The sequence below is a fragment of the Holospora curviuscula genome (genome assembly GCF_002930195.1).
GTDB lineage: Bacteria > Pseudomonadota > Alphaproteobacteria > Holosporales > Holosporaceae > Holospora > Holospora curviuscula.
Window position 1 is genome coordinate 15,585 of sequence record NZ_PHHC01000080.1, and the last position, 23,205, is coordinate 38,789.

Annotated in this window: 21 protein-coding genes, 1 tRNA gene and 2 pseudogenes; 11 read left to right on the forward strand and 13 right to left on the reverse strand. The window is 36.3% G+C overall.

Features of this window, described 5'->3' with window-relative positions:
- Positions 1–383 precede the first annotated feature (383 nt).
- Positions 384–1,238 (reverse strand): hypothetical protein, encoded by an 855-nt coding sequence (locus tag HCUR_RS02950; protein ID WP_129591869.1) that lies wholly within the window; start codon positions 1,236–1,238, stop codon positions 384–386.
- A 234-nt stretch (positions 1,239–1,472) separates the two neighbouring features.
- Between HCUR_RS02950 and HCUR_RS02955 the strand changes: the two genes are divergently transcribed.
- The 3 genes and pseudogenes from HCUR_RS02955 to HCUR_RS02965 all read left to right on the forward strand — a co-directional run.
- A complete protein-coding gene (locus HCUR_RS02955) occupies positions 1,473–1,658 on the forward strand; it encodes a hypothetical protein (protein WP_104206676.1) in 186 nt (61 codons plus the stop codon).
- 9 nt (positions 1,659–1,667) lie between these two features.
- Positions 1,668–1,934 (forward strand): hypothetical protein, encoded by a 267-nt coding sequence (locus tag HCUR_RS02960; protein ID WP_104206677.1) that lies wholly within the window; start codon positions 1,668–1,670, stop codon positions 1,932–1,934.
- A gap of 12 nt (positions 1,935–1,946) precedes the next feature.
- Positions 1,947–2,564, forward strand: a pseudogene (locus HCUR_RS02965) (transposase); the annotation flags it as partial.
- Positions 2,565–3,235: 671 nt separating this feature from the next.
- On the opposite strand, the gene pdhA reads toward HCUR_RS02965, so the two are convergent.
- The 6 genes from pdhA to HCUR_RS02995 form a co-directional block, all read right to left on the reverse strand.
- Complete coding sequence (pdhA, locus tag HCUR_RS02970) at positions 3,236–4,276, reverse strand: pyruvate dehydrogenase (acetyl-transferring) E1 component subunit alpha (protein WP_104206679.1); 1,041 nt, start codon at positions 4,274–4,276, stop codon at positions 3,236–3,238.
- Between the two features lie 19 nt (positions 4,277–4,295).
- Positions 4,296–4,367: transfer RNA gene (locus HCUR_RS02975), tRNA-Gln, on the reverse strand.
- 10 nt (positions 4,368–4,377) lie between these two features.
- A complete protein-coding gene (gene miaB / locus HCUR_RS02980) occupies positions 4,378–5,760 on the reverse strand; it encodes a tRNA (N6-isopentenyl adenosine(37)-C2)-methylthiotransferase MiaB (protein ID WP_104206680.1) in 1,383 nt (460 codons plus the stop codon).
- The gene (locus HCUR_RS02985; protein WP_104206681.1) at positions 5,753–6,550 is read right to left on the reverse strand and encodes a lysophospholipid acyltransferase family protein; all 798 of its coding nucleotides are present in this window, start codon (positions 6,548–6,550) and stop codon (positions 5,753–5,755) included. Before HCUR_RS02985 ends, miaB begins: the two co-directional genes overlap by 8 nt.
- Positions 6,547–7,269 (reverse strand): GNAT family N-acetyltransferase, encoded by a 723-nt coding sequence (locus tag HCUR_RS02990; protein WP_165780687.1) that lies wholly within the window; start codon positions 7,267–7,269, stop codon positions 6,547–6,549. Before HCUR_RS02990 ends, HCUR_RS02985 begins: the two co-directional genes overlap by 4 nt.
- A gap of 1,620 nt (positions 7,270–8,889) precedes the next feature.
- A complete protein-coding gene (locus tag HCUR_RS02995; protein ID WP_129591870.1) occupies positions 8,890–10,314 on the reverse strand; it encodes a hypothetical protein in 1,425 nt (474 codons plus the stop codon).
- Between the two features lie 319 nt (positions 10,315–10,633).
- On the opposite strand from HCUR_RS02995, the gene gatC reads away from it, so the two are divergent.
- From gatC to HCUR_RS03010, 3 genes and pseudogenes are all read left to right on the forward strand, one after another.
- Positions 10,634–10,915, forward strand: a complete 282-nt coding sequence (gene gatC / locus HCUR_RS03000) for an Asp-tRNA(Asn)/Glu-tRNA(Gln) amidotransferase subunit GatC (protein ID WP_104206684.1) — start codon at positions 10,634–10,636, stop codon at positions 10,913–10,915.
- 1 nt (position 10,916) lies between these two features.
- Complete coding sequence (gene gatA, locus HCUR_RS03005; protein WP_104206761.1) at positions 10,917–12,380, forward strand: Asp-tRNA(Asn)/Glu-tRNA(Gln) amidotransferase subunit GatA; 1,464 nt, start codon at positions 10,917–10,919, stop codon at positions 12,378–12,380.
- A gap of 718 nt (positions 12,381–13,098) precedes the next feature.
- Positions 13,099–14,084 (forward strand): annotated as a pseudogene (locus HCUR_RS03010) (IS481 family transposase).
- Positions 14,085–14,942: 858 nt separating this feature from the next.
- Here HCUR_RS03010 and HCUR_RS03020 read toward each other — a convergent pair.
- Positions 14,943–15,194, reverse strand: coding sequence for a hypothetical protein (locus tag HCUR_RS03020; protein ID WP_104206320.1), 252 nt, complete (start codon positions 15,192–15,194; stop codon positions 14,943–14,945).
- A gap of 1,456 nt (positions 15,195–16,650) precedes the next feature.
- On the opposite strand from HCUR_RS03020, the gene HCUR_RS03025 reads away from it, so the two are divergent.
- On the forward strand, positions 16,651–18,039 hold the full coding sequence (locus HCUR_RS03025) for a hypothetical protein (protein ID WP_129591871.1): 1,389 nt from the start codon (positions 16,651–16,653) through the stop codon (positions 18,037–18,039).
- A gap of 693 nt (positions 18,040–18,732) precedes the next feature.
- Positions 18,733–18,894 (forward strand): hypothetical protein, encoded by a 162-nt coding sequence (locus HCUR_RS08410; RefSeq protein WP_165780688.1) that lies wholly within the window; start codon positions 18,733–18,735, stop codon positions 18,892–18,894.
- Positions 18,895–19,116: 222 nt separating this feature from the next.
- Here HCUR_RS08410 and HCUR_RS09090 read toward each other — a convergent pair whose 3' ends face one another.
- Positions 19,117–19,293, reverse strand: coding sequence for a hypothetical protein (locus HCUR_RS09090; protein ID WP_207760891.1), 177 nt, complete (start codon positions 19,291–19,293; stop codon positions 19,117–19,119).
- Positions 19,294–19,746: 453 nt separating this feature from the next.
- Between HCUR_RS09090 and HCUR_RS03030 the strand changes: the two genes are divergently transcribed.
- From HCUR_RS03030 to HCUR_RS03040, 3 genes are all read left to right on the forward strand, one after another.
- Positions 19,747–20,034 (forward strand): hypothetical protein, encoded by a 288-nt coding sequence (locus tag HCUR_RS03030; RefSeq protein WP_104206686.1) that lies wholly within the window; start codon positions 19,747–19,749, stop codon positions 20,032–20,034.
- A gap of 25 nt (positions 20,035–20,059) precedes the next feature.
- Entirely contained in the window at positions 20,060–20,263 is a 204-nt protein-coding gene (locus HCUR_RS03035; RefSeq protein WP_129591872.1) for a hypothetical protein, read from the forward strand.
- 324 nt (positions 20,264–20,587) lie between these two features.
- Positions 20,588–20,890: a hypothetical protein gene (locus tag HCUR_RS03040; protein WP_104206688.1), complete on the forward strand. Its 303-nt coding sequence runs from the start codon at positions 20,588–20,590 to the stop codon at positions 20,888–20,890.
- Positions 20,891–21,001: 111 nt separating this feature from the next.
- Here the strand turns inward: HCUR_RS03040 and HCUR_RS08415 are convergent, their stop codons facing one another.
- From HCUR_RS08415 to HCUR_RS03050, 4 genes are all read right to left on the reverse strand, one after another.
- Positions 21,002–21,163 (reverse strand): hypothetical protein, encoded by a 162-nt coding sequence (locus HCUR_RS08415; protein WP_165780689.1) that lies wholly within the window; start codon positions 21,161–21,163, stop codon positions 21,002–21,004.
- Between the two features lie 51 nt (positions 21,164–21,214).
- On the reverse strand, positions 21,215–21,367 hold the full coding sequence (locus HCUR_RS08420; RefSeq protein WP_165780690.1) for a hypothetical protein: 153 nt from the start codon (positions 21,365–21,367) through the stop codon (positions 21,215–21,217).
- A gap of 57 nt (positions 21,368–21,424) precedes the next feature.
- Positions 21,425–21,685: a hypothetical protein gene (locus tag HCUR_RS03045; RefSeq protein ID WP_104206689.1), complete on the reverse strand. Its 261-nt coding sequence runs from the start codon at positions 21,683–21,685 to the stop codon at positions 21,425–21,427.
- Positions 21,686–22,059: 374 nt separating this feature from the next.
- Positions 22,060–23,124, reverse strand: coding sequence for a hypothetical protein (locus HCUR_RS03050; RefSeq protein ID WP_104206690.1), 1,065 nt, complete (start codon positions 23,122–23,124; stop codon positions 22,060–22,062).
- Between the last annotated feature and the right edge of the window lie 81 nt (positions 23,125–23,205).

The following is a 23,205-nucleotide window of genomic DNA, read 5'->3' on the forward strand; positions in this document are numbered from 1 at the left end:
CAGAATAAATCTCAGGGGATAGGACAGGGGACTATGTTTCCGTTGCCAGTCCAAGAATGTTGAATCAGGGGGTATTTTGAGTTTAATGTATACTGTTTTTTCTTTTAAGCCAAAGTATTTTTCTAAATTCATTGAACTTTATTTGATAAATGCTTTAGTGTCTCGTTAAGCTTTTGATGGTGTTGTTTAAAATAGTCAATCTGTTTTCTAAATTGATTGTAAAAATTTTCTACATATTTTATCTGTTGAAAGTGTTTTGAAAAATTTAATGTATCTTCCTGAGGAAATTTGTTAAGAAATTTATCAAGAAATGTACAAAATCTTTTGAGAGTAAATTCATATTGAGCCTGAGCATCCGAACTATCTGAGAGCCTTAAATTCTGCTACTCCTGTTCTGGCTGATAAGTTATGAGATTCCATGCATCTGGAGTATGCGCATTGAGAAGAGACTGTGTTTTTTGAGAATCTATGAAAGTCCATTCGCCTGAAGCATGAGCATTCGGAAGCGTGCTGTTTGTTATAATCTTAAGGTTAGTTATGATTAGACCTATCTCATGATAAAATTGTTCTAAATAGTTAATTTGTGCTTTATTGTGTTTAATGTTAACAATAAAACTTCCAATTTCTTCTTGAAAGATATTAGAACAGTTGAGAAATTTTTGTGAAGCACTATTCCTATCCGCAGCATGACCTTCACGTAACGTGTTGCAAGTATCTTGGTAAATACCATATTGCTTACACTGATCCTGAAAAAAATTTACAATTTTTTCATTAAGATTTCTAATTAAATCTTTTATTGAGGACGGTATTATTTGGAAAATATTTATTGAGGACGTCGAAGTACAAGAAAGTATTTTTATCTTTGGGTTTGATTGCTCAAGATTTTCAACGGGACAGTTTGCTCTACTGTGAGTACTGTTGATGTTTGACGCTCCAAAGACCGCCGCTATGATTAACTCTAGTTCATGAATAGATCTATTGTGTTGGAGAAGCATATTTTTCAATTTTTTTTTAATGGCATCATTTAGGGTTGGGTATTGATTTCGAAGACTTTTTGCTCTAACAATGATTTGCTGGGATTCTGCATGGCTCGGAAATAATGACTCAAAGTTTTCTTTATCAAGTTTATAATTTTCATTAAAGAAATCTTCGAAATCTGTGCCACCTACAAAGCTTAAGATATCGACCCTTGCCTTACTGCTTTCCTTCTTCATTTCTATTATTTTTTTTATCGTCATTATGAATGTTTGAATAAACTCATTGAATTTCTCTTTTGCAATATGGGGAAGTACTGTGTTCACAACAGAATCTTCAATTGCTTTCCAATCATTCTGGTTTATTTTACCTTTTTGAACTTTGTCAAGTTCAGTGAAAAAGATTAGTACATTTTGATTTTTTTCTTCTTCTCAGTAACTCGGTGAAATAAAAACAAAAAGTGTATAATCTCGATTATCGAAAAAGAGGTATACATCATGGTTTCAGTCAACGAGTTAAAGCGCATTTTAAAGCCATATTTCAAAATCGACAATAGGCGTCTTGATTGCTTAACCCAAATGTTAGGTGCGCTTATCACTGTTCGCACAGTTAATCTTGTCGAATTAGCGCAAGCCATGATCACTGGCGGTGTTTTCGATACAAGCGGATTAGGCGATTTTTAAAAGAATTTAATGCGTTCAGCTTTGAGACGCTATCAAAATTTATCGCGTAGTTTTTTACCTTCTGGCGAAAAATGGCAGATTAGTATGGATAGGACGAATTGGAAATGGGGCCAAATCGATATTAATATTTTGATGGTATCAGTGGTTTGTGGCACTGTCGCTATCCCTGTTGTATGGAAATTTCTCCCCAAAAAGGGGAATTTAAATTTAGAAGAGCGCGTTGAAGTTGTTGAAAAATTTATTCATATTTTTGGAAGCTCGATCATAGTTGATTGAGTTGCAGACAGGGAGTTTTGCGGCAGAGAATGGTTCAAATGGCTGCAAGAAAAACAGATTCCATTTACAATTTGGATCAAGAAAAATACGCGAGTGGATAGCGCAAAGGGTAATACCGTCCACGTGCGCCCATTGTTTATCAACCTCAAACCAGGACAGATCCGTTATTTGAGAAATAAGAAAGATATTTTTGGCATACGCTTATGGTTAGCAGCTAGGCGAGCAGAAAATGGTGCGTGGGTCATTGTAGCAACCACTGATGATCCCGAAAATGCTTTGACGAGATCCAAAAAAAGATGGAACATCGAAACACTTTTTGGTTTTTTAAAATCAAAGGGGGTTAATTTTGAAGACACACACGCTACATTCCCAGAACGCCTACATAATTTACTATCGATATTAACGATTGCTTTTTGTTTTGCGTACAAAATGAGTCAAATTGTAGTAAAGGAAGCCCCTATCAAAAAGAAAAAGCATGGTCGTTTGGAAAAAAGCGTGTTACGCGTTGGCTTGGATCTGCTGCGGGAATTATTTTTTAAAATTGATCGTTCGGTTAACAATTTCGTGAATGATATTGCGTCAATTTTTAATCAAAACACTGTAATTGAGCGGGTATTTACAGGGAGATAAACTTTTGTCCTGTACAGAGAATTATTCTATAGTTAGCTTTTTATATATTAATGAAAGCGGCATTGAGATCGATATTTGAAAAAATAAAGGAAAACTTATTGGTAAAAAAAAGTAGAAAGTATTACGAGCGAATAAATATTATAGCTGAGTATATTAATCATAAGCCAATAGCGCTCATGGTGTTTGTAGTAAAAAACGATTTGAAATCTTGGTTTCAGCGTTTTTGATAAACGACTTTCCTCTGAACAGGATGTAATCATGGATAAGACGAAGAGATGGATTGAATCTACTGGATGTAGTGGTATTCTTCTTCCACCCTGGTCTTCTGACTTAAACCCCAAAAAGAAATTTTTGACTAATATGAAACGATAGATAACTACTCCATTTTATGGAGTGTACGGTGCCTTATTTTATTTCTTTAATACTCAAACCTAAACTTAATTTACGATATGCTTTTAAGGCTTGAAGGAGCATGAAAAAACTTAGCTCAAGAAAGTAAATTTTTTCGGATACCTAATTTTTGTCCTTAATCCGTATTGAAAAAGTTGTACAAAAATGAACTCTTGGAATAAAAAAGTAATTAGAGTAAAAAAAAAAATTATTATATTAGAAAAAGTTACCCTTATAAACTAAACCATACCAAATATAACAAAAGATTTTTCTTATAAGCTTCAGCCATGACTGGTATACACATGATCATCCAAAGCACTCACAAGAGGATACTGAGCAGTCTCTACCCACTGCAATATATCTTGCAGAAGATGTTTTACCTGAGTTTCTTGAAGAGCAATCTCTTCCAGTGTAACACCGTGAACCTGTTGAAGTGCCAGTTTTAAGTTTTTAATAGGATCTTTGTTTTTTTTTACGTGCTCCAAGGTCTCTTTAGACCGATAAGTTCCTGGATCCGACATAGAATGACCTTTAAATCGATGCGTTTGAATTTCTAAAACGACAGGACCTTTTCTCTCACGAACTTCTGAAATTCGTTTTTTAACATGAGTAAAAACTTCAAAAAAATCATCTCCTTGACAGCAATATCCGGGAATACCAAAGGGGTTTCCCCGACTGTACAAGGCATTGGAATTTGCACAGCCTCTCTCTACAGAAGTTCCCATAGAATAGCCGTTATTTTCAATGACATAGAGAACAGGAAGATGCCACAGGGCAGCCATATTCATAGATTCAAAGAATTGCCCCTGATTGGCGGCACCGTCTCCAAAACATGCGATACATACTCCTCCATCCTGTCGATATTTGTGGGCAAATGCCAGACCAGTACCTAACGCAGAGGACGCCCCTACAATACCGTGACCTCCATAGAATTTATTTTGGGTGGAAAACAAGTGCATAGACCCCCCTTTTCCTTTAGAAGACCCTCCGTCCATACCCAACAACTCTAACATAACTGCTTTGGCATCTGCACCACAAGCCAGCATATAACCGTGGCATCGATATGCAGTAATGATACTGTCTACATCTACGTTACGGGCCCACTGTAAAGCCACCGGTATGGCTTCTTGCCCAATACAAAGATGGCAAAACCCTCGAATTCTGCCTTGGGCGTAAAAATCTGCACATCGCTCTTCAAACCTACGAATAAATAACATACTGAAAAATATTTTTAAGAGCTGTGAAGCGGAAAAACTCCAATCTTCATGTCCTAACACAGGATCTGAAGAGCGAGAAGAATAACTAATGTTTATGGTGTTCATAAATAAAACTCTTAAACAGCTGGGGTGCTAGGATTCGAACCTAGGGATGGCGGCACCAAAAGCCGCTGCCTTACCGCTTGGCTACACCCCAAAAACTTTTTTTATTGTACTGTATTATTTAAAGAATAGCAAGCCCTATTTTTTAAGGAACCAGCCAAACTATTATTGTATCCCTGCTGAATTTCAACCCATTGAATAGATCCTATAAGCTCTGGGGAAGCTTGAACATAAACGGATTGCATGTAAGGGGTTTTTCCCAAGAGTTGCCCTGTTTTTTTTCCTTTTTTTTCCAATAAAACGGGAAGACATGTTCCCTGTTTACTGATGTTAAACGCCAGTTGGCTTTTATGTAATATCTCCTGAAGCCGATACAAGCGGTGCTGCTTAATTTCAAAAGGCAGTTGACTCTTTAAGGCAGAAGGTGTACCAGGACGAGCACTGTACATAAACGAATAAGCTTGGCTATAGCCAACGCGAGCGGCAAGTTGGCACGTCTGCTCAAAATCTTCCTCGCTTTCTCCCGGATGCCCTACGATAAAATCCGAAGAAAATGCTATATCTGGTCGCGCCTCTCGAAGATTTTCCAAAATGGTTTCGTACTCTAGAATAGTGTACTGACGATTCATTTCCTGTAAAACACGATTAGACCCGGACTGCACAGGAAGATGTAAAAATGGCATCAGTTGAGGAATTTCTTTGTGGGCTTGAATAAGAGATTGTGTCATTTCTCTGGGGTGAGAAGTCATATAGCGCAATCGAAACAGCCCTTCTAGTTCTGCGCAACGATACAATAATTCTGAGAATGTTACAGTGTTGCCTTTCGGACTTTGACTGCTATAGGCATTTACATTTTGTCCCAATAATGTAAGCTCTTTTGCACCTTGTTTCAATAAATTTTGAGCTTCTTTCAGAATATCTTCTAACGGTCTTGAATACTCTGCACCCCGAGTATAAGGCACTACACAATACGTACAAAATTTATTACATCCTTCTTGAATGGAAAGCATAGCACTAACACCGTGGAACCCTCGAGGGACGTTAAGCTTATCAAATTTAGAAATTTTAGGAAATCCAATTCCTAGAATACCCTGTCCTGGGCCAACACCAGAAATGCGAGCACGCTCAATCTTAGCCAACAATTCAGGAAGTTTATCATAAGTTTGAGGTCCGACCACTAAATCTACGTACGGCGCTCGTTTTAAAATATGTCCTCCCAGTGCCTGTGCAGAACAGCCTGCTACGACAATTGTCATCTGTTTTCCTGACTCTTTACGCTGTTCTTTTAAAAGTCGCACGCGTCCTAAATCAGAAAATAATTTTTCTTCTGCTTTTTCGCGAATCTGACACGTATTAAAAATTGCAATATCTGCATCCATTTTTGTACTCAACACATATCCTAACACAGTCAACATTTCTTCTATACGCTGAGTGTCATAGACGTTCATTTGACATCCGTAGGTTGTTATATGTAATGTTTTATGCATAATTGTCCTCTATTTTTAAACTTTTTGATATTCCGCATCGTACAGTATATGCAGCCCGGGCTGCAGAACGCTTTCGACAAGAACCCGCAGCAAAAGGAGAATGAAAGGTAATGGCCACTGTTAGTGAGCGCCAACCAAGATTTTGAAATAAATGGGGAAATAGCGCAGCATCTCCAATCCAGCTTAGATGGCGTCTAACCCAAGATAATGCAGGAAAACCATTAATTTCTACATAACATATAGAAATAGGTTGAATATTAATATGAGCACTTAATTCAAAAAAAGCTTGGTAAAAAAGCTCTGTTAAAATTCCGTTTCCTGTAGTGCCTTCTGCAAACACTAAGACTGGTTTATTTTCCTGAATGGATTGACGGATATTTTTTTGCCCTTCACGAATCCCTCTTAATGTTCTTTGAATAAAAATAGTCCCCAGTTGACGGGCAATCCACCCGATCAGAGGCCAGGCTTTTACTTCCTTTTTTGCAACAAAAACATACGGAACTTGTTCTCCCAACAGCATAATATCTAAGTAAGATAAGTGGTTGGAAACTGCCAAAATTTCTTGAGTACAGGAAACCCCTTGTATAATAACTTTATTGATACCTGCACACCTACGAATCCCCCGATACAGTAATTTTTTTAAAAAAAACACTCCCTGAGTGTTTGGAAATACCCAGGATATCATCCCTATAATAACGCCACTTAACAAAAGAAGACACACTCCCCCCATACGAAACAGAGCACGAATACGGCTTTGCTTGAAGCGCAGCACCGGACTTTTAGAATTCATCGCGCTCCATAGGCTCCTAGGACGAGTCGTTGTGTATCAACAACAACACACACATCTAAGGAAGAAAACCCGAAATCTTGAAATACTCCTTGTCCAATCCATCCCCCCACCTGGAGATACCCTCGCAACAAAGCGGGAATTTCATTCCAAGCTCTAGTAATGTCGATTTTTTCTGGCGCTAAGATTTCAAGTAATGCTGCGTTAGCGGGAAGTACTTCTGGTCGTATATATTCTGGCGCCATGTAAGCATAATGCAAATAGGAAAATCCATGGTGATATTTTTCCGGTATTGTGCCTGAAAAACTTCCGCACCCAAATAAGTACCGAATATTGTGCCGATGAATGTAGTCCGCTAATCCTTTCCACAACAAACGAATAATACCTTGACTACGGTACGCACGATCTACACAGGCCCGTCCTAATTCTAAAATGTTATGTTTTGAGTTAAGTAATTTTTGAATATTAAACTCACTTTGAGAATAAAATGCACCACAACGTTGGGCAGTTTCTCGAGAAATAAGACGATAGGTTCCCACAATACGTTTACTGACTACTTCTTCCACTACAAGATGATCACATACTTCATCAAAAGCGTCCACATCTATTCCTTCTGGGGAGGCGTTCATAAGTTCTTTGTAGTATACGGTATAACGTAAACGTTGGGCCTTCATAATTTCTTCTGGAAGTGTTGTAACCCGCACAATAAATGGCTCAGACACAAAAAACCCCTTACAAAACATTTTTTAATTATACGCGTGTTACAAAAAAAAAAAAGGATGATACAAAAATTATTCAGGTCTGGACAGAAAGGAATGGAATTAAAGTGTCTGAATATGGATCAATAGTGAAAATCTTTTCTAACGCAACCTGCTTATAGCAAAGCTTCTACAGTAATAGAGCATTCACAGTTTTAAATTGAAACCTAGGTAGTGTGGTGCGTGAATCCTAGAAGTTGGCAATGGTGCCATTTAAGCCGAATTAAGCGTATAAAAAAGAACTCGCTTCACACCCATGAGAGACCCTGATACCGTAGATAATTTTTGGAAACTAATTATTTCTATCCAAGCTCCTTTCGGTCTTCTCCGTATTCTTGATTAACTTAAACACTACATACTAATTCAACTTAAAGATGGGATTTTAAAAAGTTCAAGTAAGGCTTTATAGAGTTTAATACATTAAGTAATACTTATGGTTAATCCATCGTTTCATAGTAGCCCAGACTTTTTCAATGGGGTTCAGAGCGAAAGACTATGGACCTTTAGGCAAGCGAATCTATCACTTTTTTATCTTATAAATTAAAAAGATTTGTATTGGAAGAATTATTAAAAGCCATGGCTGCTATGGATTGATTGTTCACTAAGCCAGCTATACTATAGATTTTTTTGGAATATGTACCACGCTTTTTACTAACCAATTTTTAACTTCTCTTACCCCAACTTTTGTCTTTGCAAATTGTCCATCTTTATACCCATTTTATCACTCTATACAAAAATTTTACGCGCTATATTGTTGATGATTTCTTGAGAATTTATTTTTAACTGATTTTGGATTATGATTGCTTTACTGTCTAATCGTGCTCTAGGCTTGATGACTCTTTTTTTTCGTACTGTATCTATCCTCTACTTAAGCCACGTTTACTTACGATAACTATTGTTACACTTTTGTTTGAATCATTAATCAATTTTTTATGTTCTATTACACTTTTCTTTCATTCTAGACTGTATTGTATTTTTGTCATTTTCTGAAAAGTATAGGAAATCTAATCCTATTTTCAAGCTAAATTACTACACAACCCGCTTCCTTTTCGAACTTAATACGATATGATTTTCTCCAGCAGTTCCAGAATTCCTTTTACATTGTGCCCCAAAGCAAAGTTTATCCCGCTCCAATTCAACCATTGCAGCGCTGTCATTTATGTATTTTGCAAAGAAGTAAACGATATACTTTTCAGGCTTTGTGAAATATGTATTTAATTTTTTTGCTATAAAGATACATTAACTCTATGAATCGTTCATCGAATACGTTCTCAAAATTTATTTTTCAAAATAGGGAAACGTTTATAATCTCTGTGTTTAATAAGATCTTTAATAAACTTTAGCCTAACACATTTTAAGCGACCATTCACCAAGCTCTAATTATTGCTATAATACACTTTAAGTGTTGATAGGTCGTCTTGGACGATTTCTCCCATCAATCACTCAACGTTTTTAAGCTTTGAAATCTGGTACTAACTTCATGAGTTGATTGAAATTTTGATAATTTTTATCTCAAATTTAGTACTAGAAGAATCCACGCTTTCCTCTGTGCTCAGCTAAAATTTTTTCCGAGTTTCCTCAATCTTATCGCAACAGGTGCGCGTGATCTTCCTCAAGAATTTGATGACATTTTTTAAAATTTTTAATCTTTTGTGCAAACTTTTCTTGAAAATTCACCCAAAATTCAATTGTTTCATGGTGTTGTTCCGGATTTTGTGAATCCAGTCCAGCTTTTTGAGATATGGTATTAATATGTTTCTCAAGGGACTTATCAAAGTATATGTAGGTTAATTCTTCTTCACTATAGGGATTATTCATAGCATTAAGCACTGAACTCTGCAACACTAGAGGTTCTGGATCTTGTTCTTGTTGAATATTCTGTAGCAGAGTTTTATTATTTTGATGAGAATTTATTTCGACGGATGCTAAATAAACAGTTTGAATATGACGCAATACCTTATTTAAATATTTATGAAAAACTTCTAAATTGTTAATCCGGTCTTTATTGTGTTGAAGCCGAAGAGCCTGAACTTCAAGTTTTTGCTGACGCTGTTTCTTAAAACATTCAGCCAATGATGCCGGAATTTTCTTCATATCCTCAAGATGAGAAAAACGTAAATCATTGAGTTGTTTCTGACAGATCTCCCATTGAGTGCGATGATAGGTAAAAAAATCTTTTAAACGTGTATTAAGATCTTGACTCAAATATCCGTGCGGATTACTCGTAAATTCACTACTTAACATATTGAGTGTTAAATCTAGGGGTAGGGCTTGAACCATTTCAATCTGTTGGGATTGGTTTTGTTTTTCTTCTCCAAATATAGCCCCTAGAATAAATTTTTGTTCTGAGGGAAATCGATTGTGTTTGAGCAAGAGTGCTTGTAATTTTTCTTTCATATGTACTACCAGCTCTGAATCATTGTATCTCTCTTTAAATTTTAGGGCTTTAGCAATAATTTTATCTCCTGAAGTATTTTCAGGAAATAAGACATTAAAGTCTTCCTTATTAAATCTGTACACTCGCGTAAAATAGCAATCAAAATCTTTTCCTCTTAAAAGCGCTAGAATATCCGTTTTCAGCTCAACGCTTGTACGCTTAAATTTTTTTTCTTTTCCTTGCATACTATGCACGGCTTTTTTAATATGCTCCTTACATTTTATTAGAATTTTCTTTACTCCTTGCGTATCATCGGAAAAAGTATTGGTGCTTTCTAATTCCTCTAAAATATTGTCTTGTAAGTGTCCTTTAATACGCTGCTTTAGATCCTGAACAAAGTTTTTTAATTTGTCTTTCTTAATGTAGGGAAGCATCTTATCCAGAATAAAAGTTTTAATTTCCTGCCAATCTTTCTGTTTTATTCCAGACTGTTCATTCATACATTCATTAAACATCGTTAAAAATTGTTCCGCGTTCCTACGTTGTTCTAAATCTGTTAAAACAGAAAACCCTTGACAACTTGTCATTATCAATAAGTAAACATATTTAAATTTTAATTTTCTAGTATTCATAATAAAATCTTCCAAAAATAGCATACTGTTGCACTGTAGGGTATGAAACTGTTTTCTGTCAAGCTAACCTGTCATAATTTTTTAGGGTGAGTAATTGTTATTGTAGTCCTGTAGAAAATTCTAGTTGCTTACCATCTCAAACAATGAATATACACTTCTGAAAAGGAGTAATTTAGATACTTTTCCGAAAATTTGAACAAGAGCTCATAAACAATATAATCCGTGAGAAACTCTCCCAGAAAGATCCTTAAGCTCTTGTACTCTTGGCGCGTTTGTTTTAAAATCCAGATCACTGGTAGACTTGGAAAACAAAAAATATATGGTAGATTTAGAAGATATTACAAAAGTTGCAAAACTTGCTAAGATCCGCCTTACACAAGAAGAAATAAAAAAATTTTCTAAAGATCTGGCGCAAGTATTTGAGTGGGCTGAGCAGCTAGACCAGGTTTGTCTTCAGAACCATTCTCAGCTACCAACCCGATTTTGCCCTATGGTAGCAGATGTGCCGTCGGCTTCTGTGGATGTACAGATAGTGTTATCTAACGCCCCAGAACGGCACCAAGATTACTTTGTTGTACCGAGTGTTTTGGGGGACTTTTAGTATGAAACACTCCGATATATTATCGTTAACTCTGTCCCAAGCCAAGCGCGCTCTTTCTCGAGGAGATCTTTCTAGCGTAGAACTCACTGAATGTTACGTAGATCGTATGACCTCTTTAAACCCTACTTACAATGCTTATATTACCCCCTGTGAAGAATTGGCTATTGAGATGGCAAAAAAAAGTGATGACCGCAGAAAAAAAGGAATCTCTGGCGGTTTAGAGGGCATCCCATTAGCCATTAAAGATGTGTTTTGCACAAAAGGCCTGCGCACTACTTTTGCTTCGAAAATAATGGAAAATTTTGTGCCTCAGTATTCCTCTACCGTGACAGAGCGCTTAGAGCAAAATGGTGGCGTATTTCTAGGAAAAGCAAACTTAGATGAATTTTGTATGGGGTCTATGAATACGTATAGTATTGCAGGTTCTGTGGCAAATCCCTGGGATATCTCCTGTGTTTCTGGGGGATCTTCTGGAGGCAGTACTGCGACTGTTGCCGCCGGAATCGCTTTGGGAGCTGTAGGTTCGGATACGGGAGGCTCTATTCGACAACCTGCCGCTTTTTGTGGTGTTGTAGGGATGCGTCCCACCTATGGCTGGGTATCTCGGTATGGTATGGGAGCATTTTGTTCGTCTTTAGATCAGGGAGGTCCTATTGGACGAACTGTTGAAGATACTGCTCATATTTTTCAGGCAATTTGTGGCTATGATCCAAAAGATTCTACCAGTTGTGATCTAAAAGTACCTGATGTGCTGGGGATGTTAACACGTTCTGTGAAGGGGATGAGCGTTGGTATCCCAAGAGAGTTCTATGAAGCTTCTTATTCACAGGATGTACGTCGTTATTGGGACCAAAGTCGCGCTATATTAGAAGACGCAGGATGTCGTATTGAAATGGTATCTTTACCCTATGCTTCCTTTGCGTTACCGTGCTATTACATGATTGTATGTGCGGAAGCTGCCTCTAATTTGGCACGATATGATGGAGTGAAGTACGGGCTACGGTGTCATGGAAACACTTTAGAAGAGATGTATTGCAACACTCGGGGCGCAGGATTTGGTCCGGAAGTAAAGCGTCGTATTTTAATTGGAACCTATATTTTATCTCATGGCTATTATGATGCTTATTACGGAAAAGCAGTGCGTATTCGCAATTTAATTCAAGAAGATTTTGTGAAGGTATTTAAGAATGTAGATGTGCTTTTGATGCCTACAACGCCCACTGCCGCATTTCCTCTGGCTCAAGCACCTAGAGATCCTGTGACTATTTACCTCAACGATATTTTGACTGTTCCTGCTAATATTGGTAACGTGTGCGGAATTTCTGTTCCATGTGGTCTTTCTGAGGCGGGGCTCCCGCTTGGAATTCAAATTTTAGCGCCTGCCTTTGAAGATGGACGGCTATTTCAGTTTGGACAGGTTTTAGAGCGCGCCAGTGGATTTCCTTCCCTTCCTTTTTTGAAATAAGAGACAAGCACTGATAAAAATGGAATCGTTTTTTAAACTTTGTTTAGAAAAACAATGATTTTATCTGCAACGTTATAGAGACAATAGATCTTCTACGATTCAGCCAATCCAATATTTTCGGTATTACTGTGAGCGCGTTACTTGTATCCCTTCTCTTGGCCTAGCCTTTGTAGCAAAAGCGCATATTTTATGTAACATCTCCGCCATCATAACTGCGCCTTAGTGCCTTTCCATCGATTGCTATACCATTGCCTGGCTATTTTTACTTATGCGCTTCACTCAGGTAGAAAATAGATCTTGACTCAACATCTTGTCATCCCTCAGCCCTGCATAGCGCTGCGCACAAAGCCGCTAAGAATACCTCAGACATCCCATGCACCCTATTCCTATTGGATCTAGGATCTTTTAGGGGTTTAAAATGATCGCCCCCCCTTCTTCTATTTCTTTCATTAACTTTACCTTAAATGGTTCACCCTTCAAGGCATTCCCTATTATTTTTCTTTTTTGAAATATTTATTGTTATGAGGGGGCCCTGGGTTGGGGGAATAAGGGGGTAAAAACATTATTTTTTAGCCAACAGATGCAATGAGTACGCTTATTTTTTTGAGATCATTACCCAATTTTATGTATTCTATTTTTGTTTTTTTAAGTCTAGCTGTTTGATCCCAGAGAGTTATGGTATATATTATGAAGATAATAATGCATGGAGAAAAAGCTTATGGGACAAGTATTACACGCAAATGCCAGAACAACGGAGGCAATCCATAGAGAGATCCATGATAGTAAAGAGAGCATAGGAAAAGCGGCTAAAAGATTTAATGTTAACCCAAAAACAATCATCAAGTGGAGAAAAAGAGAAGATACAGATACGAAAGACCTTCCCATGGGACCTAAAAAGATAAAATCTACAGTTCTATCAGAGACAGAAGAAGAGGCGAGTGTGGCTTTCAGACCGCTTACACCATTGCCTCTTGATGATGTTTTGTATAGCTTACAAGAAACTATTCCACATTTAAGTCGATCAACCCTTCATCGTTGCTTAAAGCGTCATGGCTGCTCTGTTTTGCCTAAAAAAGAAAGATCTACCTCTGCTGACAAAAAGAAATTTAAACACTATCCTATGGGTTACTTGCATATAGATATAGCAGAAGTAAGGACAGCTGAAGGTAAGTTATATTTTACGTAGCAATAGATAGAACATCAAAATTTGCCTATGCAGAGCTCCATAAAAGCCAGACTAAGATGATTGCCGCAGAGTTTTTACGTAACCTTATTAAAGCTCTACCTTATAAAATACATAAGGTGCGCACAGATAATGGGATTCAATGTACCAATCATGATCATCATAAAAATGCTTTTACTCATATAGTTGAGCGTGTTTGCAATGAGCATCAGATAGAGCATAGAAAGACTAAGATCAAGCATCCTTGGACTAATGGGCAGGTAGAACGAATGAACAGAACGCTTAAAGAGGCAACTGTAAACAATTTCCATTATGCATCTCATGATGAGCTGAAACAGCATCTGCATGCCTATCTAATGGCTTATACCTTCGCTAAACGACTTAAAGCCATCAAAGGCAAAACTCCTTGGCAATTTATTCTAAATCAGTGGACAATTCATCCAGAATATTTTACAATTAATCCTAACCATTTCTTAGCGGGACTAAACACATCTCCATTTAGGATTCTTGTATTTTTTTAAATGGTCAACGTACATTTCTTGAATGCGAATTTTCAACTTAGGATTTGGATGTTTTAGGCCTTCTATACACTTTTTTAAAGCCTCCAACATTTTGAATCTCTCTTCAATATTCTTTTTGTCCAAATTACTGTCCGAGTTTCCATACTTCATATCAAATGTACTAAAGATTTTTCCAATTTCTGCTAGTTTTGGGTCTTTTGGATTGAGTGGAATGTGCGCTAAATCCAATACAGCTGTGTGTCGATCTATTTTTGTGTTGACTTTTTTTTGTAATTCTTTAATTTTATGCAGTAAATTAGAATTTTTAGGTAGACTATTTTTCCAAGACTTTTAATGATTTCTGTGTGCCTATTAGGTCTTCTCTAATCAGCGCATTATATAGGACTTTAGAGCTACTTTTATCAAGCATTCTACGCGACGTTTATACCTTCTTTAACGTTTCGTCAATTTTCTTTGTAAGCGCGTCTTTTACCATTTTTTCCACCAAACGCGGATCGGTGCGCAAACACGTTTTTTTTTAATGCTTTACATCTACTGTATCCATCAAAGGTTCTAAAATAAGAGGTGAAGCTTTTAATCGCTTTTTTTGCTATCTCTAGAACTCTTTTTGTCTCATTTTAACTTCTTTCGTATGTGATCACGTGACGCTGTTGGAAAGTTTGTAAGTTCAGAGAGCTTCTGTACTTTTTTTGATAAAGTAGTGCTCTAAATACTACATCTTTTTCATAGTTTTCTACAATCCTTTTATTTCTTTTTATGTCCTATTATTTTGTGTGGCTGTTTTTTTGAATTCGTTCCTCTTTTCTACCCGTGGTGCATGCGCCCCTAGAGCTAAATTTTTTTGATCGCTTTCTTTATTTAAAGCGCTTCTTTTGTCTGTTCAGCTTGGATCCTAGTTATAGTATTCTCGGCTTTCTGTTTAACCTGTTCTATTTGTTTAAGCGCTGCACTTGTCTTTTTTATATTCTCTTTTTGTGCTTGAGCTTTTCTATTTTCAGGAAAGGGTTTGTTTTTCAGGGGTTCTTGAGCCTGTTGAGGATGATTTTTCCGTACTTTTTCTTCTTGTTTCAGAAAGTTTTTTCCAAATCTTTTTTCGTGCTTTGATAGCATGGATTTTCGTTCATTTCTGCTTGTATTTCTTCAAAACTTTGCTTGTCAGAATTTTGTTTTGAATTTGATTTTGTGCTTTATTCTGATTTTCTTCTAGAATTTTTTAGGTTCTGTGAGAGGAGTTAATAAACCTAAAGATATATCATTTTTTATAGTACAATTCAACAGTAATCGCCAGGACCTACGCAGGAAAAATTTATCTTGACAGAGTTAGCGAGGTGTTTGAAGAACATAGCATTTTTGCTCATCAGTGATTTAATTGGCGGTTTCCGGCTTTTCTTTCAGGTTCACTCACACTGAAAGTGCTTATTTAGGACGTATATCTAAGTTTTTAGCCGTATTCTCATGGCCAATACAGGCTTTGTCTTCATTGAATGACCCTAGTGCAGCGCAGGGTTAATGCTCCACATGAGAGCGTCCACCTTCATTAAGATTTTGTGCTGTTAGGAAAAAATATAGAAGCGAGTTTCTTTAGTGTTTTTCCAAAGGGTTGCAGTCATTTGATCCTTTGCTTTAAGTCTTGGCCAGGAATGGAATCAGGCATCATCATGGGAAACTGAAGTGAATAGGCTGCTCAATGTGTCCATGACTTTTATCATGGGTTTCATTGAGCCGTTCATGAGATCGTTCCAATAAAGCCTTACATCATCATGAAGCGTGCCCTTAATCACCTTTTGGATCAATGATTTTTTGGAAAATATCACGCTAACATTTCCTAGAATCAGGGGTGCTCATTGTATGCAAGATCCAAAAGTTTGAGCACTTTGGGGAAACTTCGGTGCTTTTGGCATCTACCTTTTTCTGGCCAAATATCCGCTGATTATTATGGCACCAAGCACGCACGATATGGAAGGCTTTATCTTTACCGCTATTGCCAATGGTGTTACCCTCAATACTCGTGACGTCACTGGCTGCTGTGCCAAAGCTCGCAAATTTGGATAAAACATGGGTTACATTGAGTCACTCTTGAAGACCACTCACGCGATGGGTTCCAGATTAGGTCTCCAGTAAGGGTGTGCCCATTAAAGGGATTAAAGTACGGTGTTCATTGGGTCATGATCCTGGACCTTCACGGTTTGTACCGTAAGTGCTGCCTGTTTCTTTCATAATTCACAATTTATCTCAATTTTTTCCTTATGTCCCTTGGTTTATTTTTATGTGTAGGCTCTGTACTCTACGCTTACATCTCCAAGGCTTCTAGGCATAACTCCTGTATACGTTCATCATTCCATAACGCATATCATTTCATCATTTATGCTTTTTAGGGGTTCTTTAATATCTCTACCCTTGAAAAAACATTAACTTATTTGATGAAACGCCTTATTAAAGATTTCAGTACTCTTGACTGAATCTACACCTTTATTACCCATACTCATTTAATGTTGACAAGGCTTAGTTTTATTCTTACACTTTTGAAGAAAAAAATTTTGTCCAGTGTGATTTTATGAAAAATTTAATGTTAAAATATGTCATAATACTGTTTTTTTCTGGAGTGCTTGTTTGCCAAGACAGTGTGCATGCTGCTGATGAGCATGAGTATCCAAATAATCAAAAAAATCAGGGCCAACAAGAACTTGAGAATTTTCTTGAACAGACTTCAGAAAGTGCATTGGCGCAACTAAATGCTGAACAAGATAATAATGTACAAAATTTATTGGTTCAACAGCGTATAGAATATCAACAGTATGAGCAAGATCAAGAAAGTATAAATCTTAAACTGAGTCAATTGATGCAAAAGAATAAAGAGATGCAAGAAGCTGAACAAACTTATAAAAAGGCTCGACAATCTCAAAAGGATACGTTGAAGCGAATGATAGAAGAAGATTCTGAGCAATCAAAATTAGAGATTCAGTCTATGAATAATGGATATCAAGAGATTATGAAACGAGTTATAGACGCTCAAACGCTTAAAGATCACGTAGCGACTCTAGAAGCTCTATATGCACCTCTACCATTTTGGGCTCAACAAGAGTATTGCAAAATGGTTCAAGAGGCTCTACAAGTGAGGGATCGAGTGAATTCGTCGATTTTAGAGACTCAACAGCTTCAAAGACAGCGTAATCAAGAGATGTTAAAGGGTAAAGAGATTCGATTTACTCAGCTCAATCAAATGCAGCAAAGGCATACACAATTTATTGAAGAATATGATAAGTCATCTCAATCTCAACAAGATCAACTGCAGAAAGAACTTCAACAACTTGCATGGCAACAAGCTGAGTTGAATCAACGCGCTCGACCTGAGTGGGCTCAGTTTGATACAAAATATAATGAAATAGAGCTACAGTTACGCCAACCTCTTTTGGTTGAAATTGGCGTTACATCGCGTTTTCCGGATGTGTCTCATGATGCTTTGCAGCATCTACATAGCCAGTTGGAGCAAAAACAATATTTTTTAGGTAGAGCTGATCATCAAGATGAACTCCAGTCTTTGAATTTAATTCATAAAAATTCTCAAGGACACTATTTTTTACGGGCTATAGCGCGAGTTCGGAAAAATTGTCAGGGTCGTCGTTATCTAGAGTGTGCGGCTTTAGTTGACCGAAATCTTAAAGGAGGGCAAGTTCTTGAGCCTTTAAAATCAAAAGATTCAGTATCGCTTCAAGTTTTACAGTCTCTCCATCAAAATGATCCAGATCTAGTGCCTCCGAATGCCTTGTTTGATCCCTATATTGTTCCGCGAGACTCTCGTATTAAATTTTTTTTAGTGTTTTTGGAAGGAAATCATAAATTCAGTACAAGAGTTCCAGAACCTTTCCAGAATCAGAAAACAAAACAGTGGGAAGATTTAGACGGTATTCCAGAAAATGAGGTCTCAAGAAAAATAGAGCAAGCAGATCAGCAATAGAACTCCCTAATGTTCCCGGGGTGTTGGAAAGATCCGCACTCTGGTGTGTTGATAAAAAATTTTTCTTGACAAAATAAATTCGTTTTACAATGAGAGAGTAAACGTTAATAGGCTTTTTTATGAAAAATTTAAAATTAAAGTATAAATTTCTATTGTCTTTTTTGTAATAGTGGCTTCACTAAGAAGTGCGCACGCTTCAGGTGACAAAAATCAGACCAGTCAAGATCATCAAGGGCTACAAGATTAGCTTTCGCACATCCAATCGGCAGTTCTAAATTTACTGTCTCAAACGTTTGATTTACTTACTGTATATTCTGAGCACATTAAACTCTTCTTTTAGAGATAATGAATGGTCCATACAAAACTTTATAGGTGATCAACGGACTCAGTTAAAAGAAGAGAGTAAACTGCCTATAAAAGAAACCTCAGAAAATTTTTCTTGAAACGTAACTACAATTCCCTTCTATAAACCTGAGTTAAAAATCCCTGAACCTCTACTTTATGAGTTCAGCGCTTTATAACAGGGACAAAATAGCTTCAGAAAAAGAAAGACTATTTGAAGAAGTGTAGACTTTACGGTCTCTACAGAATCAGCTGAATTAGAAACAGTATCGTTTAACGTGTATAAATTACAGCACAGATCCTTCTGAATATTTGATTATAAGAAATAAAAATTTCCAGAATTTAAATGGTGTGCAAGCTATAGCGAAGTTTTCCCCTCAAGTTTTGGAGAATGCTGCGGGTCAAAAAGTTTTTCAGCCTTTGCAGTCTAGAAGTTCAGCGTATCTTAAAATTTTTCTGGCTATCCAACAAACTAAGAGCACATTGATTCCGGAGGAAACTTTTTTGATTTAAATAAATTTACTAAAACCCCCTAAAAATTAACCGTTTTCTAGGAGTTCTAAAAAATAATTATTATGAAATGTCTACCAGAACTTTACAACACGGGGACGATTTAGAAGATACGCCAGAAAACAAAGCATAAAAAAATTAAGCAATAAGAGTAGGAGCAATAATAGAATGCGTTAGATATATCAGATGCGTTAAATAATTTTACAATATTAGTTTATAAGAAATTTAAAAATAAAATAATAAAAAAAGAAATTCTATTTTTTTTTGGAGTGCTTGTTTTAGAAGATAGTGTGAATGCTGCTGACGAGCAAAAAGATTCAAAGACTCAAAAAAATCAGACTTAACAGCGGCTACAGAATGTATCTTAGACATGCTCACAATCTGTTGCATTGCGTAATTCATCGGATTGTACAGCTTAAACGAGCTAGAACTTAGACAATATGAATTGACTCAATGTATTCCTGAAGGGAAGGGAACCAACAACACGCTTAATAGTGTAGGCAATATTTTAATAATGCTTCCCAAAAGTAGTTCTTAAAGAAAGTACATCCAATACGACTCGTTAATATTCTAAGAGTTGTTGACCTCATCCTCTTGTTACCTATAAACATTTATCTTGATAGGCGTCATGAGATCACGGATTTTTTGAACTTTTTTAATTTATGTTGACAACGCATAGTGATCTCCTTATACTCAGGGAAAAAAATTTTCTAGTGTAATTTTATAAAAAATTTAACTTCAAAATATATAGAAATACTGGTTTTTTTGTGCGCTTGTTTTAGAAGATAGCGCGGATGCTGCTGACAAGCAAAAAGATTCAAAGAAACAAAAAAATTAGGATCAACAAGAGGTAGAGTGTTTTTTGCACAGGTTCCACGGAATGCATTGGCTCAAGGGAACAATGAACAAGATAATAATGTACAAAATTTATTGGTTCAACAGCGCATAGAATTTCACAAATATAAACAAGCGCAAGAGAATATACGTTTTATACTCAATCAGTTCAAAAAAAAGAATATAGAGATAAAAAAAGCTGAGCAGGCTTACAAAGATAATCAACAATCAATCCCAAAAAGATACATTAGAGGGAACGCTAGAGGAAGACTATGCACAATCAAAATCCGAGTCTTAATATATGAATAATGAAGCTCAAGAAGCAATAAAACGCATGAAAAGTTTTGTAGAGTATAGCTTGGAAGTAGTAGGTCTAGAGTTGTTATATCAATTCTCACCATTCCAGACCCAACAAGAGCTTGACCCAGTACTTCAAAATGCTTTACGAAAAAGGGATCAAGTGATTTTTTTAGATCTAATGGCTAAACAACGTCGAACACAAAATTATGAACGAATTCAACACGATAGAGAGATTTGAGTAGCTGGGATTAACCAAATGAAGCTAGAGCATAAAAAATTTCTGGAGGAATTTTCTCAATCTCGACACGCTCAAGTTATGACAGAACTTGCACAACTGAAATGAGAGCAAGTTGAATTGTATCAACGGGCTTGGCCTGAATGGGCTCAATTTAGAGTAGAATATAATCAAACGGAGTTAAGCAAACAGCAGTTTTTTTAGTTGAAATAGGGATTTCCTTGTACTTTATGGATGTGTCCAATAATACTTTAGAGTATCTACAAGCTCAGCTTGGTCAGGCACAATATCGTATGGTAGTCTAGAGAATCACAAAGATCAATCTCAGTGACAGATTATCAGGGTTTTCGGTATCTAGAATTCGCGGCGCTTGTTGATCAGAATCTTCAAGGACAGAAGATCCTTGAGTCTTTAAAATCTAAACCAGCACCACTTCATGGTTTACAGGCTCTTCATAAAATTAATCCAGATCTAGTTCCTTCAAATGCTTTGTTTTATCCGTATATCATTCCTCAAGATTTGCGCATTCAACGTTTTTTAAATACTCTAAAAAGGAATGATGAATGCGGTCTAAGCACTCAGAGCACTCTTAAACTTGAACAGTCTTTTCAGGCTCAAAAAGCAAAATAGCAGCAGGATTTAGATTAGATTCTAGAACACAAGGTCTCAAAAAAAAGAGAGTAATAAGACCTAAGATCTGTTACCTATAAAAATTTACCTTGATATGGTTTATTTATATCCTTATAGTTGCAAAGAAAGCGTTTTATAGAATGTAATTTTGTGAAAAAAAAGCAGTATTATCCATGACAATACCACGGTTTTCTGGGATATTGCTTTTATCCAACAAGTCAATACCTCTACAGAACCCGTAAGAAATCCAATGCCCACTAAAGTAGAGCCCATTAAAGCACCTATACTATTTGTTCTACTTTTGGCACCCCAATCCTGTTTTCCCTAACAACGCTGCCCTTCTACAGAATACCTGTGAGTTTTTTGCATATCATGTGGAAATCCAGCTTTATCAACTTTGTTTTTTAATTTATCACGCTTTTCGCACACTACAAATCTTTTTTCTGGAGCTTCCTTTGGATGATTTAAAGCAAACACCGAGACGTCTCAAGGCTTTCAAAATTCTAAAAGCGCTAACCCCACAGCGCTCTGGTTCTAAACGCGTACTCCTTCTATACTCTGCTTACCCATTTTAAAACGGCTACCCGATTCCTCATAGCTCACCCCTTCTTTCTTCTTAATTCCTAAAATCTTACGACGCAAATCTAATGCATACGACATATTTTCTTTTTTTATAACTATTTTATAGTTATTTTTCTGTACTGTAAAAAAATTGAGAACCACAAAAAAAGTCGTGCTATCATCTTTATTGATAAGCGGAGATTTTCCCATGATATTCCAAGAACACGTGGGCATGCCTTAAAAGGAAGCGCTATTCATCTCTGAGGTGCTAAGCGCTGAGGTAAATGAATGAATACTTTATCAGAAGAAGTTCTTCTGACCGTGAGTTAGAGAGGGTGAAAGCTATAGAATCTGTAGGACACACGCTTTTTTAGTAAGTGTAGTCACAAGATATAATTTGAACCATCGTTAAAAGAAGATTTGATATTCGTGAAATACCTCGATCGCTCTAAGGCTTAATATACAGGCAAGCATTTTCAACGATAGTAAATAAATTCTGACCACAAAAAAAGCTTTAAAAGCGTGGCATAATTTAATGAAAATGTATGCTATTTTTGATTCTTCGTTTCATACGCTTTAAAACTATCTTTGGTTATGTTTCTCTAATTTTATCTTGATTTTTGGGCACCTATTTTTTTATAAACCTTAAATGTACAATAAGACATTGCTATCAAAATTCCTATGGATATAGAACCTAGAGGAGTTAAAATACGGAAAGAATTAATATAGCCCCCATTCTCAAAAATAGGGATAACCCCTAAAATACAGAAACCAATCATGTAAGGAGTAGCCATTATAATTGTTCCTATACAAGTCAAGTTGTGAAGAAATGCCCACATTCCTCCAATATATCGACAATATATAAAGAAAAAGATTGATTGTCCAATAATCAATGGAAAGCATATCATGATAATTTCAACAACAGACGGAAAATAGGAAACTCTTCTCATACTTAATGCTGACAGAGTGAAAAATTCAACTGGTGTGGACACGGACACAAAGGAAAAAAGGAACACAATAAAACCAAAAAACTTCAATACATTTAAAAAAGTATAAAAAAACCAATGGGCCCAGGATTTATTTAAGAAATTTTGAAGATCATCTTCTAGCGCTTGTACCAGTGTGCCTTTTAAAACATGGGACATTTCTACACGACCACTGACAGAATTGATAAAGAAACGTTTGTTCCATCGAAATGATAGGTACTTAAAGAAGAGGAAAATTACTAAGAGTACGCCGTATCGAAATTCTACTTTAGGTATGTACATTATCTGATTAAAAATAAATAATAATTTAAAAGAAGATAGAATAAGGGGTAATTCAAACAGAATAATCTTTACGCTCATTAAAGAGAATTGATAAGCGACGGTTAACATTCCATAAGTTCTTGAAATGTTATGATGAATCCACCAAGGTACTAGAAGAAAATATCCCATGGAGACGCTACTCAATAGCACCAGTCCTCCTATTTGTAGACTTAAAGATGTATTGAAAAAAAAGCGTGCAGTGTACCCAAGCCCGTAGAAAGGAAGACAAAATATAGAAATTAATAGAAGGTTTTTAGTCGTAATCCACAAAGAATACCCCAAATTTTTAAGAAATGAACTTCCGTAAAGATGAAAAATCATCGCTTCATATTGTTGAACTAAGACTAAACTTAACCGTGTATCCATGGAGTATCCTTTTAGTAATTTTTTATGATTTTATCCAGCATTTTAAAAAAGTTTTAAATTTTTTAGTGCGTTCACAGCTTC